This window comes from Streptomyces xanthochromogenes (assembly GCF_014650455.1).
Classification (GTDB): domain Bacteria; phylum Actinomycetota; class Actinomycetes; order Streptomycetales; family Streptomycetaceae; genus Streptomyces; species Streptomyces xanthochromogenes.
In genome coordinates, this window is the sequence record NZ_BMUZ01000002.1 from 589068 (window position 1) to 604585 (window position 15518).

14 protein-coding genes are annotated in these 15518 nt (G+C 71.8%); 11 read left to right on the forward strand and 3 right to left on the reverse strand.

All coding sequences use genetic code 11. The features are described from left to right. Nucleotides 1-228: 228 nt before the first annotated feature. The 3 genes from IE267_RS06490 (at nt 229) to pgfA (ending at nt 3378) form a co-directional block, all read left to right on the forward strand. Nucleotides 229-1944, forward strand: a complete 1716-nt coding sequence (locus tag IE267_RS06490) for a lytic transglycosylase domain-containing protein (RefSeq protein WP_189762389.1) — start codon at nt 229-231, stop codon at nt 1942-1944. A 136-nt stretch (nt 1945-2080) separates the two neighbouring features. Then, nucleotides 2081-2236: an SPW_0924 family protein gene (locus tag IE267_RS06495; protein ID WP_107488360.1), complete on the forward strand. Its 156-nt coding sequence runs from the start codon at nt 2081-2083 to the stop codon at nt 2234-2236. 146 nt (nt 2237-2382) lie between these two features. Continuing rightward, the gene (gene pgfA / locus IE267_RS06500; RefSeq protein WP_189762390.1) at nt 2383-3378 is read left to right on the forward strand and encodes a cell envelope lipid trafficking protein PgfA; all 996 of its coding nucleotides are present in this window, start codon (nt 2383-2385) and stop codon (nt 3376-3378) included. 102 nt (nt 3379-3480) lie between these two features. On the opposite strand, the gene hrpB is transcribed toward pgfA, so the two are convergent. Both hrpB and IE267_RS06510 read right to left on the reverse strand, forming a co-directional pair. Then, entirely contained in the window at nt 3481-5973 is a 2493-nt protein-coding gene (hrpB, locus tag IE267_RS06505; protein ID WP_189762391.1) for an ATP-dependent helicase HrpB, read from the reverse strand. Between the two features lie 299 nt (nt 5974-6272). Then, nucleotides 6273-7112 (reverse strand): class I SAM-dependent methyltransferase, encoded by an 840-nt coding sequence (locus IE267_RS06510; RefSeq protein ID WP_189762392.1) that lies wholly within the window; start codon nt 7110-7112, stop codon nt 6273-6275. Nucleotides 7113-7485: 373 nt separating this feature from the next. Between IE267_RS06510 and rpsA the strand changes: the two genes are divergently transcribed. From rpsA to IE267_RS06545, 7 genes are all read left to right on the forward strand, one after another. Beyond that, the gene (gene rpsA, locus IE267_RS06515) at nt 7486-8985 is read left to right on the forward strand and encodes a 30S ribosomal protein S1 (protein ID WP_100574468.1); all 1500 of its coding nucleotides are present in this window, start codon (nt 7486-7488) and stop codon (nt 8983-8985) included. Nucleotides 8986-9244: 259 nt separating this feature from the next. Continuing rightward, complete coding sequence (locus tag IE267_RS06520) at nt 9245-10183, forward strand: PAC2 family protein (RefSeq protein WP_161246415.1); 939 nt, start codon at nt 9245-9247, stop codon at nt 10181-10183. Nucleotides 10184-10267: 84 nt separating this feature from the next. Continuing rightward, nucleotides 10268-10867, forward strand: a complete 600-nt coding sequence (gene coaE, locus IE267_RS06525; RefSeq protein ID WP_189762393.1) for a dephospho-CoA kinase — start codon at nt 10268-10270, stop codon at nt 10865-10867. A gap of 140 nt (nt 10868-11007) precedes the next feature. After that, nucleotides 11008-11394 carry a DUF3592 domain-containing protein gene (locus tag IE267_RS06530; RefSeq protein WP_161246419.1) on the forward strand — a complete coding sequence of 129 codons (387 nt, stop codon included), beginning with the start codon at nt 11008-11010 and terminating at the stop codon, nt 11392-11394. Between the two features lie 185 nt (nt 11395-11579). Next, nucleotides 11580-12005: a tetratricopeptide repeat protein gene (locus tag IE267_RS06535; protein ID WP_161246421.1), complete on the forward strand. Its 426-nt coding sequence runs from the start codon at nt 11580-11582 to the stop codon at nt 12003-12005. A gap of 99 nt (nt 12006-12104) precedes the next feature. Next, the gene (locus tag IE267_RS06540) at nt 12105-12374 is read left to right on the forward strand and encodes a DUF6343 family protein (RefSeq protein ID WP_161246423.1); all 270 of its coding nucleotides are present in this window, start codon (nt 12105-12107) and stop codon (nt 12372-12374) included. A 203-nt stretch (nt 12375-12577) separates the two neighbouring features. Then, nucleotides 12578-13477 carry an acyltransferase domain-containing protein gene (locus IE267_RS06545; RefSeq protein WP_189762394.1) on the forward strand — a complete coding sequence of 300 codons (900 nt, stop codon included), beginning with the start codon at nt 12578-12580 and terminating at the stop codon, nt 13475-13477. A gap of 65 nt (nt 13478-13542) precedes the next feature. Here IE267_RS06545 and IE267_RS06550 read toward each other — a convergent pair whose 3' ends face one another. Then, a complete protein-coding gene (locus IE267_RS06550; protein ID WP_167154005.1) occupies nt 13543-13914 on the reverse strand; it encodes a hypothetical protein in 372 nt (123 codons plus the stop codon). A 275-nt stretch (nt 13915-14189) separates the two neighbouring features. Here IE267_RS06550 and IE267_RS06555 point away from each other — a divergent pair, with 275 nt between their 5' ends. Then, nucleotides 14190-15515, forward strand: a complete 1326-nt coding sequence (locus IE267_RS06555) for an esterase/lipase family protein (RefSeq protein ID WP_205380385.1) — start codon at nt 14190-14192, stop codon at nt 15513-15515. Nucleotides 15516-15518 lie beyond the last annotated feature (3 nt).

Here is a 15518-nt window from a genome sequence, read left to right on the forward strand (position 1 = left end):
CAGATGACCGATTTCAACTGTCAGCCGACGTCCGGCACTTGCTCGTCGGCGATCAAAAGCGTTCGGTATTCGGAGCCCGTCCCCTCCCCGATCCGTCGGCGATGCACAGGTGGCGAATCAGTGAAAACCGGTCAGCCCACGGTGTCATGACGCCATCGGTTGCCGTAGTGTCACGTGAGTCTCGCGCTGGGGAGCGCGGACAGCCGAGTACGGGGAGGGACTTGACGTATGGCACCGCACATGGGCCGACGACTGCGCAAGGGAGCGGGCACCACGGCGGTGGCCGCGCTGGCGGTGGCGGCGCTTTCCGCGTCGCAGGCGCCGGGGATCGTGCACGCGAGCACCCCCACCGACCAGGCGGCCTCCGATGCGACGCCGGTCCCCACTCCGAGCGCGGAAGCCCCGGCCTCCGGCAACTCGCCGTACTACACCGACCTTCCGCCGCTCGTGTCGCCGACGCCGCCGCCGAACGCGTCGACGGGCACGCTGCCCACCGGTGACCAGCAGGGCATACCCGCCACCGTCCTCGACGCGTACAAGAAGGCGGCGGCGACCCTCGCGACGGACCGGCCGAACTGCCACCTGCCCTGGGAACTCCTCGGCGGCATCGGCAAGGTCGAGTCGGGCCACGCCAACGGCGGCCGTGTCGACGTCAACGGCACCACGCTCACCCCGATCCTCGGGCCGGTGCTCAACGGGGCCGGGTTCGCGAACATCACCGACACCGACGGCGGCGCCTACGACGGCGACAAGGTGCACGACCGTGCGGTCGGGCCGATGCAGTTCATCCCGTCGACCTGGGCGTCCTCGGGCCGCGACGGCAACGGCGACGGCGTCAAGGACCCCAACAACGTCTACGACGCCGCGCTCGCCGCAGGGTTCTACCTGTGCGGCAACGGCCGCGACGTCGCGGTGAAGGCCGACCTGGACAAGGCGATCCTGAGCTACAACCAGTCGCAGGAGTACCTGACCACGGTCACCACCTGGTTCGACTTCTACCGACGCGGCACCCATGAGGTCCCCGACGGCACGGGTTCGCTGCCCAGCCACCGCAGCGACCGGACGTCCGGCAGCCACACCCCTGCCAGGCAGACGCCGATCACGCCGACGACGCCGCCCAGCGGCAAGCCGGCCCCCAAGCCTCCGGTCACCAAGCCGAAGCCGCCCGTCCCGCCGGTCAAGCCGCCCGTGCCGCCCACCAAGCCCGGCGGCGACACCACCCTGCCGCCGACCGTGCCGCGGGCGACGACGTTCGAGAACACCGGCGCCAAGGAGCTCACCGCGTTCGCCGGCGGCGCCTTCGGCGGGCAGCCGACGGCCCGGGTGAAGGACGCGTCCGGCAAGGCGATGGCGAAGGTCTCGGTGAAGTTCGAGATCGTCGGCGACACCGACACCCGCTTCGCCGGCGGCGCCACTTCCGTGACCGTGCCCACCGCGGCCGACGGCACGGCCGCGGCACCGGCCCTGAAGACGGGCGAGAAGACCGGCACCTTCACCGTGCGGGCCACCCTCGCCGGCTCCGCGCTGTCCGCCATCGAGTGGAAGGCGACGGTCGTCGCCCGGCAGGCCGACGTGCTGGTCCGTGCCGACGACAAGGCGCTGACGGCCACGCCGTCCGGCGAGTTCGCCAACCAGGTCTCGGTCAAGGCGACCTACAAGAACGGTGTCGCCTCCGGTGTGGCGGCATCCGCGGCCATGATCGTGACCCCGGCCGCCGGCGCCGACCCGAAGGCCGCGCCCAAGGTCAACGACAAGGGCCCTTACTTCAAGGACGCCAAGGGCAACCCGGTCCGCGAACTGAAGGACCTGAAGACCGACGCCAACGGTGTCCTGGTCCTGCCGAAGATGTACGCGGACGCCCAGACCGGCACGTTCCTGCTCCGCCTCACCACCGAGGGCGGCGGCACGCTCACCGTCGAACTGAAGGTGGCCGCCGCCTCCTAGGCGCCCACCGGTCCCGCGCTCCTCAGCAGCCCCTTTGCCGTCCGACGGCAGAGGGGCTGTTCGACGTGTTCTCATCTCGGCCCGGCGTTGCTACGGTGCCCACTCCTGACGACCCATCAGCTCCCGGAGGCCGAGCATGCGTGCCCTGATAGCCGCCGCGATCGGGCTGGCCGCCGCCCTCGCCATCGTCCTGACGGTCTCGGCCATCGGCGCTCCCGAGGGCAAGACCTCGCCGAAGCCGCTGCTGACCACCGTGCCCAGCGCCCCCGGGAAGATCACCCAGACCAAGTAGAGCCGCGCCCCACCGAGCCCGTCGGCACGGACAGCGGCCCGTCGGCACGAGGACAGCGGCCCGTCGACACCAAGAGCGCGTCGATACCGAGAGCCGTCGGCACAGAGATCGCGACACCGAGAGACAGACAGAGGGAGAGCAGCTCCATGCGACGCAAAGCCAGTCTCGTCCTGCTCGCCTTCGCCGTGTTCTTCGGCGCCCTGTCACCCCTGCTGCGCTGGTACGCCTTCCCGCGCCTGGCGAAGATTCCGCCCAGCCAGTACCAGGAGGCGGTCCTCGAAGCGAAGAACGCCACCCTCATCGACTACGCCACCATGCAGTCCAAGACGGTCCCCAAGGTGACCGTCGTCCAGACGCTCAAGGGCAACGTCGAAGCGGCCAAGGAGATCGAGAAGAGCGCCGGCAAGGACGTCGTGGTGTGGGACACCCTCTCCTACGTCCAGGGCCCCGACGGCAAGATGGTCTCCCAGATCCCCGAGCGCTACATCTTCGACGCCCACAGCCAGGCACCCGTGCACGCCACCGGCGAGATGGTCGACGGCGACCCCGTGCAGCGCAAGGGCATCGAGTTCAAGTGGCCCTTCCTGACCGAGAAACGGGACTACGAGTACTTCGACTTCCAGGCCCGCACCTCCGCGCCCATCCACTACAAGGGCACCCAGAAGTTCCACGGCCTCGACGTGTACTACTTCGAGCAGACCGTCCCCTGGACCAAGGTCCCGTACCCGAAGAAGATGCCGCTGCCGGGCATCGACTCCAGCACCCTGGAGAAGACCACCGGCACCTCCCTCTGGTACACCACCACCCGCAAGTTCTGGATCGACCCCGTCACCGGCGCCCCGGTCAACGGCGAGGAGGTCAACCAGGAGGAGATGCGCGGAGGCACCCTGCTCGGGGGCCGTGACAAGGTCACCGTGTTCGCCGGCGACGTCAAGATGCGCGACGACTACGTCAACCACACCGTCGACCTGGTCAAGAAGAACCGCGTCCTGGTCCTGCTGCTCACCTCCTACCTTCCCTGGGGATTCCTCGGCCTGGCCCTCGTGCTGCTCGCCCTCTCGCTCTGGCTGGAGGCCCGCAGCCGCCGCCCCAGCGACCCGCCGCCCACGGTCACCGAGCGCCTCGACCCCGTCATTGCCTGAACCGCGCCGTGTTCCGTGCGGCTCTGCCCGAGCCGCCGCTGCCCGAGCCGCCGCTGCCCGAGCCGCTCCACGCCGCAGCAGCCCCCTGGCCCGGACCACTCCTCACTGTTTGAGCCGTGCCTTCGTGAAGCGTGTCGGTTCGGCCGCCGTCGGATCCTCCGGCCACGGGTGCTTGGGGTAGCGGCCGCGCAACTCGGCGCGGACCGCCCGATAGCCGTCGCGCCAGAAGTTCGCGAGGTCCGCGGTGACCGCTGCGGGCCGCCCGGCGGGGGAGAGCAGATGGACGAGCACCGGCACGCCCGCCACCGTCGGCGTGCCGTCCAGGCCGAACATCTCCTGCAACTTGACGGCGAGGACCGGCTGTTCGCCCCCGTACTCCACCCGTATCCGTGAACCGCTGGGCACCTGAATGCGTTCGGGGGCCAGCTCGTCCAGCCGGGCCGCCTCCCCGGTCGCCCACGGCAGCAGCCGGTTGAGCGCGACTCCCGCCTCGATCCGGCCGAGGTCGGCTCGGCGCCGGGCCCGCGACAGCTCGGGTTCCAGCCACGCGTCGGGCCGGGCGAGCAGGGCCGCGTCGCGGACATCGGGCCAGGGCTCCCCGAGCACCCGGTGCAAAAAGGCGAGCCGCTCCCGCAGGCCCTGCGCGTCACGGGTCCAGCGCAGCAGGCCGAGGCCGTCCCGCGCCAGGCCGTCGAGCAGCGCGTCCCGCACGAGCGCGGCATCCGCGTTCTTCAGCGGGCGTACGGACAGCTCGACCGCGCCGAGCCGCGCCACCCGGCGGGCGACGACGTCCCCGTCCTCCCAGCGCACTTCCTCGCCCTCCGACAGGAGGTGCCCCGCGGCGAGACGGGCGGTCTGTTCGTCGACGACGGCGGCGAGCCGGACCCGGGCCGAGGCCGCCTGCACCGGGCGGTCGGCGACGGCGACCGCCAGCCAGTCCGCCGTGGCGAGCCCCGAACCCTGCGTCACCTCGGCGCCGGTGCCGGACGCCATCAGGAAGGAGCCGCCGCCGCGGGCACGTGCCACCCTTTCCGGGAACGCGAGGGCCGCGACGAGCCCGGCGGCGGACTCGGCGGAGCCGCGCTCGGGATGGCTTCCGGCGGCGGAGGTCAGTCGCCGCACCTCCTGGAGCCAGCGTGCCGCGTACCCGTCGCCGCCCCGGCGCGCGGTGCGCCAGGCCGCCGCCAGGTCGTCCCCGTACTCCCGCGGCGGCTCCTCGCTGAGCAGGGCCACCACCTCGGCGGCCCGTCGACCGCCCACCTCCGTGGCGCCGTCGAGCAGGGCCCGGGCGAGCCGGGGGTGCAGGCCGACGCGGGCCATCCGGTCGCCCCGGTCGGTGGCGCGGCCCTGGTCGTCCACCGCGCCGATCGCCGTCAGGACCGAACGGGCCGCGGCCATCGCGCCGGCCGGCGGCGCGTCGAGCAGGGCGAGGCCGTCCGCCGACGGGTCGCCCCAGCAGGCGGCCTGGAGGGCGAAGGCGGCCAGGTCGGCGACCTTGATCTCGGGTGCCGGGAAGCGGGGCAGGCGGATGTTCTCCGCCTCGGTCCAGCAGCGGTACACCGCGCCCGGTGCCTCACGCCCGGCCCGGCCCGCGCGCTGGCGGGCCGCCGCCCGGGAGGCCCGTACCGTCGTGAGTGCGCCGAGACCCCGGGCATGGTCGACCCGCGGCTCGCGGGCGAGGCCGCAGTCCACGACCACCCGCACCCCGGGCACCGTCAGGGAGGACTCGGCGACCGCGGTGGCGAGCACCACCCGCCGCCCTTCGGACCCGGCGAGCACCGCGTCCTGCACGGCGGCCGGCGCCCGGCCGTGCACCTGGAGCACCTCGACGCCCGACAGATCTCCCAACTGCCTTGCCACGCGGGCGATTTCACCCACGCCGGGCAGGAAGCACAGCACATCGCCGTCCCGCTCGGCCAGCGCGCGGCGCACCGTGGTGGCCACGTGCGAGAGCAGTGCCGGGTCCACCCGCATCCCGTGGGGCGGCCGGACGGGCTGCGCGGGCGGCGCCCACACCACCTCCACGGGGTGGGCGACCCCGGCCGCCTCGACGACCGGCGCGTCCCCGAGCAGCCGGGCCCAGCCCTCGGCATCCGTCGTCGCCGACGCGGCGAGCAGGCGCAGCTCCGGCCGCAGCGCCGCGCGCACGTCGAGGAGGAAGGCGGCGACGGTGTCCGCGTCGAGATGGCGCTCGTGACATTCGTCGAGCACCACGACGTCGACTCCGCTCAACTCCTGGTCGCGCTGCAGGCGTTGGAGGAGCACGCCGGTGGTGACGACCTCGACGACGGTGTCGGCGCCGACGGAACGCTCCCCGCGCACGGTGAAGCCGACCCGCTCGCCCGTCCGCTCGCCGAGCAGCCACGCCATCCGGCGCGCGGCGGCCCGGGCCGCGATCCGGCGCGGCTCGGCGACTATCACCCGACGCACGGGGCCGGCCCCGACCAGCCCCGCGAGCACCAGGGGCACGAGGGTGGTCTTGCCGGTGCCGGGCGGGGCGCACAGCACGGCCGTGCCGTGGCCGTCGAGTGCGTCGAGCAGCTCGGGCACGGCCTCGCGTACGGGGAGGGCGTCGAGTGCGGCGGTTCGGATCATGCGCTCAGTGTCGTACGTCCCGGCGGGCCGTGTTCCGCTCCGTCCACAGGGACGGTGTGGTGGTATGACTAACTCCGGGTAACGGGCACCGGCCCGATCGGGCCGACTCCGGGCCGACTCCGGACAGCGGGCGCCCGGCCCGGTCGGCCCCGCCTCGCAGCGGGCCGCGCATCACGGCCCCTCGCGCGGGGGCGCCGCCGCGATGCCCGACCGAAGTCCCGCCCGGGCCCGATGTCCCGCCCGGACCCGAACTTCCGCCAGCACGCGCTTCCGCCGACCCACGAGATGTGCGGGCGTGGTCAGTCCCGTACACACACGAAGATCGCCGTCCCGGGGATCAGATTGCCCCGCAGCGGGGACCAGCCGCCCCACTCCTGCGCGTTCCAGGACGGCCACTCCGGCTCGACCAGATCCTGTAGGCGGAACCCGCCCGCCACCACGTCCCGCACCCGGTCGCCCAGCGTGCGGTGGTGCTCCACATAGACCGCGTTGCCGTTGTCGTCCTGCTCGACATAGGGCGTGCGGTCGAAATAGGAGGCCGCGACGGACAGGCCCTCGGGGCCCGGCTCGTCCGGGAACGCCCAGCGGACGGGGTGGGTGACCGAGAAGATCCAGCGGCCACCGGGCCGCAGCACCCGGCGCACCTCGCGGAACACCTTCACCGGGTCCGCCACGAAGGGGACCGCCCCGTACGCCGAGCACGCCAGGTCGAAGGACCCGTCCGCGAAGGGCAGGGCGCTCGCGTCCGCCTCGATCAGCGGGAACGCGCCGCCGTCGATACGGAGCGCGTGCTGGAGCTGGCGGTGCGAGAGGTCGAGGGCGACCGGGCGGGCACCCTGGGCGGCCAGCCAGCGCGAGCACTGGGCCGCTCCCGCGCCGATCTCCAGGACGTCGAGACCCGCCAGGGACTCCGCCGGCCCGAGGAGGCGGGCATCCGCCTCGTCCAGGCCCTCGGGGCCCCACACGAACCGGTCGTCGCCGAGGAACGCCCCGTGATCGGTCTGGTACTCGTCGGCGTTGCGGTCCCACCAGCTGCGACTGGCTCGGCTGCTCTCCGTGTCCCCGGCGGTACGCCGGGTCGCCTGCGGCTCGAAATCGGGCCCGTCCTCGGACTCGTACGCTTGGATCTCTTGGCTCATCGTGTCCGTCGTTGTAGTTTGCGCGGAACGCGACCTCGCTTCGCGAAGCTTCTCGAAAGAGGTCTGCGGGGCCCATCGTGGCCTCGGGGAACCTTAGTTGTGCCGGTAATGCGGGGATCCGCCCCGGGTGTGCGCCTTCGCGCATTGACCGTGTCCGGCTGCCCCCGTATGCTACAAGTTGCGCTGCGAGCCTGCGCACCTCAGACGTAGCAGGCGCGCTTCCATCTGTTGTATGTCCCCTCGGTTGTCGAGGCGCCATCCGGACCGACCCGGATCGGCGCTTCCCAGGCTGTCCGGCTTCTGCAGAGGCGATACGGGCTCTCGGCGTGGCAGTACCTACGACTTTCTGTCCGTAACCGGAGCCCTTTCCCACATGACGAGCAGCACCGAGACCACCGCCACCACTCCGCAGGTTGCGGTCAACGACATCGGTAACGAGGAAGCCTTCCTCGCCGCGATCGACGAGACGATCAAGTACTTCAACGACGGCGACATCGTCGACGGCGTCATCGTGAAGGTCGACCGGGACGAGGTCCTGCTCGACATCGGTTACAAGACCGAAGGTGTGATCCCGAGCCGCGAGCTCTCGATCAAGCACGACGTCGACCCGAACGAGGTCGTCAAGGTCGGCGACGAGATCGAGGCCCTGGTTCTCCAGAAGGAGGACAAGGAAGGCCGCCTGATCCTCTCGAAGAAGCGCGCTCAGTACGAGCGTGCCTGGGGCACCATCGAGAAGATCAAGGAAGAAGACGGCATCGTCACCGGTACCGTCATCGAGGTCGTCAAGGGTGGTCTCATCCTCGACATCGGCCTCCGTGGCTTCCTGCCGGCCTCCCTCGTCGAGATGCGTCGCGTCCGCGACCTCCAGCCCTACGTGGGCAAGGAGCTCGAGGCGAAGATCATCGAGCTGGACAAGAACCGCAACAACGTGGTCCTGTCCCGCCGCGCCTGGCTTGAGCAGACCCAGTCCGAGGTTCGCCAGACGTTCCTCACCACCCTGCAGAAGGGTCAGGTCCGCTCCGGCGTCGTCTCCTCGATCGTCAACTTCGGTGCCTTCGTGGACCTGGGTGGCGTCGACGGTCTCGTCCACGTCTCCGAGCTGTCCTGGAAGCACATCGACCACCCGTCCGAGGTTGTCGAGGTCGGCCAGGAAGTCACCGTCGAGGTCCTCGACGTCGACATGGACCGCGAGCGCGTCTCCCTGTCGCTGAAGGCGACCCAGGAAGACCCGTGGCAGCAGTTCGCCCGTACGCACCAGATCGGGCAGGTCGTTCCCGGTAAGGTCACCAAGCTCGTTCCGTTCGGTGCGTTCGTGCGCGTCGACGAGGGCATCGAGGGCCTGGTCCACATCTCCGAGCTGGCCGAGCGCCACGTGGAGATCCCGGAGCAGGTCGTCCAGGTCAACGACGAGATCTTCGTCAAGGTGATCGACATCGACCTTGAGCGTCGCCGGATCTCGCTGTCCCTGAAGCAGGCCAACGAGTCCTTCGGTGCCGACCCGGCGTCGGTCGAGTTCGACCCGACCCTGTACGGCATGGCCGCGTCCTACGACGACCAGGGCAACTACATCTACCCCGAGGGCTTCGACCCCGAGACCAACGACTGGCTCGAGGGCTACGAGACCCAGCGCGAGGCGTGGGAGGGTCAGTACGCCGAGGCGCAGTCGCGCTTCGAGCAGCACCAGGCCCAGGTCATCAAGTCCCGCGAGGCCGACGAGGCCGCCGCTGCCGAGGGCGCTGCCGCCCCGGCCGGTGCCCCGGCGGGCGTCTCCGGCGGTTCGTACTCCTCGGAGTCGGACGACAACTCCGGCGCCCTGGCGTCGGACGAGGCGCTGGCTGCCCTGCGCGAGAAGCTGGCGGGCGGCCAGAGCTGACGCTCCGACCCCAGCCGGTAGATAGCTGAAAGCAAGGCCCGTTCCCCCCAGGGGGAGCGGGCCTTGCTTCGTGGTGGCGTGAAGGGCCGTTCCCCAGAGGTGCGGCCCTTTGGCGTTGGTCACCGCTCGCCCCAACTGGGCTGGTGGCGCCGGGGGTTGTGCGCGCTGGGGGCACGGCTTCGTGTGAAAGCGGGGTGGCCGGGAATGCACGCGTCCCGGCCGTCGTTCTTCCTGGTGAACACGAGGAGGAGCGGTAATCGTGCTTGATCCGCAGAGTTTGTACGAATGGGAGCCGAAGGGCCTCGCCGTCGTCGACATGGCGCTCGCGCAGGAGTCGGCCGGCCTGGTCATGCTGTACCACTTCGACGGCTACATCGACGCGGGTGAGACCGGCGAGCAGATCGTCGAGAAGCTGCTTGACACGCTGCCGCACCAGGTGGTGGCCCGCTTCGACCACGACAGGCTCGTCGACTACCGCGCCCGCCGCCCCCTGCTGACGTTCCGGCGCGACCGCTGGACGGACTTCGAGGTGCCCGCCCTCGAAGTGCGCCTGGTGCAGGACGCCACGGGCGCGCCCTTCCTGCTGATGTCCGGCCCCGAGCCGGACGTCGAATGGGAGCGCTTCGCGCTCGCCGTCCGCCAGATCGTCGAGCGCCTCGGTGTGCGCCTCTCGGTCAACTTCCACGGCATTCCCATGGGAGTGCCGCACACCCGCCCCGTCGGCATCACACCGCACGGCAACCGTACGGACCTGATGCCGGGCCACCGTTCGCCGTTCGACGAGGCGCAGGTGCCCGGCAGCGCCGAGTCCCTGATCGAGTACCGGCTCATGGAGTCCGGGCACGACGTCCTCGGCGTCGCCGCACACGTGCCGCACTACGTGGCCCGCTCGGCCTACCCGGACGCGGCGCTGACCGCCCTGGAGGCCGTCACCGCGGCAACGGGCCTGGTCCTGCCGAGCGTTGCCCACGGTCTCCGTACGGAAGCACAGCGCACCCAGACCGAGATCGAGCGCCAGATCGGCGAGGGCGACGAGGAACTGGTCAGCCTGGTACAGGGCCTTGAGCACCAGTACGACGCGGTGGCGGGCGCCGAATCCCGCGGCAACCTGGTCGCGGAACCCGCCGACCTGCCCTCCGCGGAGGAGCTGGGCCGCGAGTTCGAGCGCTTCCTCGCGGAGCGCGAGGGCGACGCCTGAGTGCGCCACCCGCGAAAGGACGCGGCCCGGCCACCTTCGGAGGCGGCGAGCGGCGGGACGTAGTGGGCGCCTAAGCTTCCGCTCATGCTGAAGGTGGGCCTGACCGGCGGTATCGGCGCCGGCAAGAGCGAAGTGTCACGGCTGCTCGTCTCCTACGGAGCCGTACTGATCGACGCGGACCGGATCGCGCGCGAGGTCGTCGAGCCCGGAACTCAGGGCCTGGCAGCGGTGGTCGAGGCGTTCGGCCCCGCCGTCCTCGCCGCGGACGGCACCCTCGACCGCCCCGGGCTCGGCGCCATCGTGTTCTCCGACCCGGACAAGTTGGCGACCCTGAACAAGATCGTGCACCCCCTGGTCGGCGCGCGGTCCGCGGAGCTCGAAGCCGCCGCGGGGCCCGACTCCGTGGTCATCCACGACGTCCCCCTCCTGACGGAGAACGGCCTGGCGGCGCTGTACGACCTGGTGGTCGTCGTCGACGCGGCCCCCGAGACGCAGCTCGACCGGCTCGTGCGTCTGCGCGGCATGACACCCCAGGAGGCACACGCCCGCATGGCCGCCCAGGCCGACCGCGACCGGCGTCTCGCCGTGGCCGACCTCGTCATCGACAACGACGGCCCCTTGGAAGACCTGGAACCGCAGGTCCGCAAGGTGTGGGCGGAGCTGGTGGAGCGGGCGGGCCGGTAGGGGGGACCCGCCACGCAGCTGGCCGGCAAGGCGGCCCTCGGGGCCCTCGACGCGTAAGCGAACCGTAGGGATTCCCTCATCAAGCTGGGTTTTGCCGACTTGGCCCGCCGTCCGGGACCGGCGCGGATTACGATCCGACCGTGCTCTTCGTACTGGCGGGTTTCACGGTGATCGGCGGTCTGGTGGCGCTGCTCGCCGGGGCGTACGGGCTGCGGGAGACCCGGCGTGCCGAGCGGGCCGGAGGGCACGCGTGGGCGCTGGTGAAACCCGCCCCGCAGGGCTCGGCGCGGCCCCTGCTGCAGTTCGAGACGGCCGATGGCCAGGTGCTCGAACTCCCCTCGCCGGTCCCGCCCAGTCGCCGCGAGCCGCTCCCGCCGGGCAGCAGCGTACGGCTTTCCTACGACCCGGCGGATCCGCGCACCGTCGTCGTCCTGGGCCGTGAACGCACCGCCCTGGACCGCGCGTTCATGGCGGCGGGCGGGGCGATCGTGCTGCTCGGCCTGACCCTGGCGGCCGCCGCGCTCTGAACGGCCGGGCGGCCGCCGTACGACCGGACGTGGACGCGTGCAATACACGCCGGACATGCGCCCGTGCCTACTCGGCGTGTACGCACACGTGCATGCACGCCGGACCGCACATGTGCGTACACGCCGGACGCGGACGCGTGCACACGCGAGCGCGCCCGCATGCGTACGGAATACCGGAGCTGGGCATGGCGTTGACATCGCGCAGCGAGGGAAAGGACAGGCACGTGGCCGAAAGCACCCCCGAGACACACGTCATCGACTACCGCGCGGCCGAGCAACTCCTGGCCGCCCGGGACCCGCGTGGTGCCGTGAAGCTCCTCGACTCGGTCATCGCGGCCCACCCCGAGAACACGGCGGCGCGTCTGCTGAGGGCCCGCGCCTTCTTCGCGGCGGCCCAACTCCGTTCCGCGGAGCTGGAGTTCCAGCTGGTCCTGGAGCGCGAGCCGGACAACGCCTTCGCGCACTTCGCCCTGGCCCGCACCTACGAGCGCGAGGCCCGCCCCGATCAGGCCAAGCGCCACTTCCGCCTGGCCGCGGCCCTGGACCCGAAGCCGGAGTACCTCGCGGCGGCCCGGTTCGACGACGAGACGGGAACCGCGCGGGACGCGTAGCGCGGGCTCACGGACCGCCCGGGCCCCCATCGCAGATCCGGGGCGCCCGGGGCTTTCACGTCCGGCTCAGCGGGTACATCCCCTGTAGAGGCGATCATCATGCTGCGTACCGGTAACGAACCGATCACCGCCCGCAGCCCCCTGCGGATGCGGCTCTGGCTGAGTATCTGGGGTCTGGTCTGGACCCTCGGCGGCACCGTGGGTTTCGCGCTGGAGGGGCGGCCGGGGTGGATGGCGGCCTGCGCGGCGCTTTCGGCGGTGATCGTCGTCGATCTCGTCATGATCATCCGCCACATCCGGCAGGGCCCCCACTACCAGCCGGGCCGTGACGTCCCGCCCTACGAGCCGCCCCGCACGCGCATGCCGTGAGCACGCGCATGCCGTGAGCCGGCGCGGCGCATCTCCGGGACGCAAGGCCGCTCCGGGACGCAAGGCCGCTCCGGGACGCAAGGCCACTCCGGGACGCGAGGCGGCTCCGGGACGTGTCGCAGCTCCGGGACCGGAGCGCGCGGCCGAGGGGCAGGGCCGGAAAGGAGCGGTGTACGGGGAGCGGGGTGGCTAGTGTGGCGCGCATGCCGCTCCTCGACGACCTCCCCGAGACGCTGCTCGACCTCGCCGTACCGCACGAGGACATCAACGAACTGACCGCGCTGGCCGCCCGGTTCACCGCCGATCGGGAGCTCGGCGAGCTCCTGGAGCGATCCGCGCGCCTGCTCGTCCAGGACCTCGGCGCTGTCGGCATGCGGCCCGAACTCCCGGCCCTGCCCGAGGGGTTGGGGGCGGACATGGAGCGCTGGTTCCCGGTGTACGTGGCCGTCGCCGCGCTCCCGTACACCCGGGCCCACCACCGAGAGCGCGGCATCCCCGAGGACATCGCCCGCCGTACGCTCGCCGACCTCGGGCGGCACATCGCGCTGCACCACCGGCGGCGCGGCAGGGGCGGGCTGGTCGTGCCGGGCTGGCTGCGGCTGCACTTCCGGGGGGAGCTCTACCAGCTCGGCCGGCTCCAGTTCCAGCGCTCGATCCTGGGCGAGCGCATGAGCCTGGCCATGCGGGAGGCAGGCCTCCGCGCGCAGCCCGGCGACCCCTGTCTGCAGCTCCACATCCCGGACTACCGGGGCCCGTTGACGCCCGAGGCCTGTGCCGAGTCCATCGGGCGGGCCCGTACGTTCTTCGCGCGCCACTTCCCCGAGGAGCCCTACCGGGTGGCCTCCTGCCACTCCTGGCTGCTCGACGAGCAGTTGCGCGACCACCTTCCGGAGAGCTCCAACATCGTGCACTTCCAGGGCTTGTTCCATGCCGCCTACCGGGATGACGAGCCGGCCGACGGTGAGCCCGTCGGCTTCGTCTTCGGCGATCCGGAGCTGCCCGTGGCGCAGCTTTCGCAGCACACCGGCCTGCAGCGCGCGGTCACCCGCCACCTCCTGGACGGCGGCCACTGGTACGTGGGCCACGGGTGGTTCGAGCTGTAGGAACGGCGGGCCGGTCCCGGCCCGCCGTCATCCGCGTGCCGGGGGCGTACCGGAGCGGGAGCGGATCAGTGCACGAAGCTGTAGCTGCGCCACGGCAGGGCCCTGGGGGCCACGTTGTTGGCGAGCCTGCTGCCGAGGTAGACGGTGTCCTTGCCGGTGCAGTTGGGCGTCCGGTACATGATCATGTCGACCAGCGTGTTGTTGTAGACCTGGGTCGTGCCGGACGGCGGAAGCCGGTGGCAGCCGGTCACCTTCGGGCTGGTCAGCGTGACCGCCGTCTCGGGCCCGATCGCGTACGAGACGGTGCCGACGGCCGTCCGCCCGAGGCTGGAGCAGGCCGTGGTGGCGAGGACGAGCAGCACGGCCCCGGCCGTCAGGCGCCTCTGGCGTCGGCGGCGCGAGGTCGGGGCGGTGGACTGGGACGCGGGCACGGACATGAGCGGTCCTCGTCTGTACGGCATGACTGCGGCGGTCAGTGTCGCCAGCCTGCCCCGTGCCCCGGCTTCCGGCATCCGGTGCGGCGCCGGGCTAGCCCGCCCGGGCGACCGGGCAGCCAGGACCCCACACGTCCCCACGTTCTTGTGTGGTCCGCACACATCACCGCTGGGGCCGCGCGGTGCCTAGCGTCTACGCGGGCAGGGACGTGACGTTCGCGGTACGCACTGTCGTCGGAACAGGGTCGGAACAGAGTCGGACAGAGGGGGACCAGATCGTGGGTCAGGGACAGCGTGCCGGGTGGGGAGTGGTCGCCGCCGTCGTGGCGGTGGTGGCGGGGCTGCTCGGCGGGGGCGGCACCGCGAACGCGGCCGGGCCCACCGCGAACGCCGCAGGCCCCGCCGCGTATCCCGCTCACCTCTCGCTGGAGGCGAGCTACGGGGCGGGCACCGTGACCAACGGCTGGGAGAAGGTCGAGCGCTTCCGCGACACGACCCCCGGGTTCGCGGCGGGCGCCGCCGAGGGCTATCCGCCGGACGGCCGCGGTGACCAGGACGGCGTCCGCGTCACGTACTTCGGCGGCATCGCGCGCCCGGCGTCCGACCGCTTCCTGCTGTACTCCGCACCCGGCTGGAACACCGGCGCCAAGACCGTCCCCGTGCTGCTCGTGCACGGCGCCAATGACACCGCGGACCGGGCCTGGGCCAACCCGGGGGAGTCCGGCGGCTACGGCTGCGGCGCCCTGTCCTGCCCCTCCACCGGCCTGATGCAGTACCTGTCGGCGCGCGGACAGCGCGTCTTCGCCATCGGCTTCGCCCACAAGCAGGGCGACAACCTCATGCAGGCGCAGGCCGTCGGTGACGCGGTCGCCGCCATCAAGGCCAAGCTGGGCGTCACCAAGGTCGACCTGGTCGGCTGGAGCAAGGGCGAGATGTCGGCCCGTGCCTACGTGTCGTCCCTGAAGCCCTCCTGGGGGCGGGCGTACGCCGGTGACGTACGGAAGCTGATCACCCTCGGCGGCCCCAACGGCGGCTACGACTACCCGTACGCGCACGGCTGGGCGCACGACTTCTCCATCTGGCCCGAGTGCGGCGGCAAGATCAACGCGCCCTCCCCGCACTCCAGGATGACCTGCTACGGCACGTACACCGCGCACCCCGAGTACTCCATGACGCCGGCCGGCGGATACGACGACTATCCGGGGCAACGCCAGATGTTGGCCCGCTGGGACTCGGTCTACGGCATCGACCAGTCCGCCCAGGACTGGTACACCACCTACTACGGCGGCCAGGGCTTCTACACGGCGGGAGACGGCATCCAGAAGGCGGTTGACAGCGGGTCGCTCGTGGCACCTTTGCAGCGCGCCGGGGTTCCCGCGTCCGTCACCACCTACCTGCTGGCGGGAGCCTCCCCGACCGTCGTCGGCATCGTCAACGAGAACAGGGGCCCCAGCGACGGAGTGGTCTTCCTCTCCAGCGCGCTCGACACCACCGGCATCGCCACCGTCGGCGCCACCGCCACCGTGGCGGCCGCCAACCACCTCGAACTCGGCTGGAACAGCACGTCCGCCGCCCAGGTCGCGGCCTGGCTCGCACTCCCCTGAGGA

Excerpts from the sequence above, each read along its gene's own strand:
- IE267_RS06490 (WP_189762389.1), top strand. The coding sequence starts at position 229 with ATGGCACCGCACATGGGCCGACGACTGCGCAAGGGAGCGGGCACCACG.
- IE267_RS06495 (WP_107488360.1), top strand. The coding sequence starts at position 2,081 with ATGCGTGCCCTGATAGCCGCCGCGATCGGGCTGGCCGCCGCCCTCGCC.
- pgfA (WP_189762390.1), top strand. The coding sequence starts at position 2,383 with ATGCGACGCAAAGCCAGTCTCGTCCTGCTCGCCTTCGCCGTGTTCTTC.
- hrpB (WP_189762391.1), bottom strand. The coding sequence starts at position 5,973 with ATGATCCGAACCGCCGCACTCGACGCCCTCCCCGTACGCGAGGCCGTG.
- IE267_RS06510 (WP_189762392.1), bottom strand. The coding sequence starts at position 7,112 with ATGAGCCAAGAGATCCAAGCGTACGAGTCCGAGGACGGGCCCGATTTC.
- rpsA (WP_100574468.1), top strand. The coding sequence starts at position 7,486 with ATGACGAGCAGCACCGAGACCACCGCCACCACTCCGCAGGTTGCGGTC.
- coaE (WP_189762393.1), top strand. The coding sequence starts at position 10,268 with ATGCTGAAGGTGGGCCTGACCGGCGGTATCGGCGCCGGCAAGAGCGAA.
- IE267_RS06535 (WP_161246421.1), top strand. The coding sequence starts at position 11,580 with ATGGCGTTGACATCGCGCAGCGAGGGAAAGGACAGGCACGTGGCCGAA.
- IE267_RS06540 (WP_161246423.1), top strand. The coding sequence starts at position 12,105 with ATGCTGCGTACCGGTAACGAACCGATCACCGCCCGCAGCCCCCTGCGG.
- IE267_RS06545 (WP_189762394.1), top strand. The coding sequence starts at position 12,578 with ATGCCGCTCCTCGACGACCTCCCCGAGACGCTGCTCGACCTCGCCGTA.
- IE267_RS06550 (WP_167154005.1), bottom strand. The coding sequence starts at position 13,914 with ATGTCCGTGCCCGCGTCCCAGTCCACCGCCCCGACCTCGCGCCGCCGA.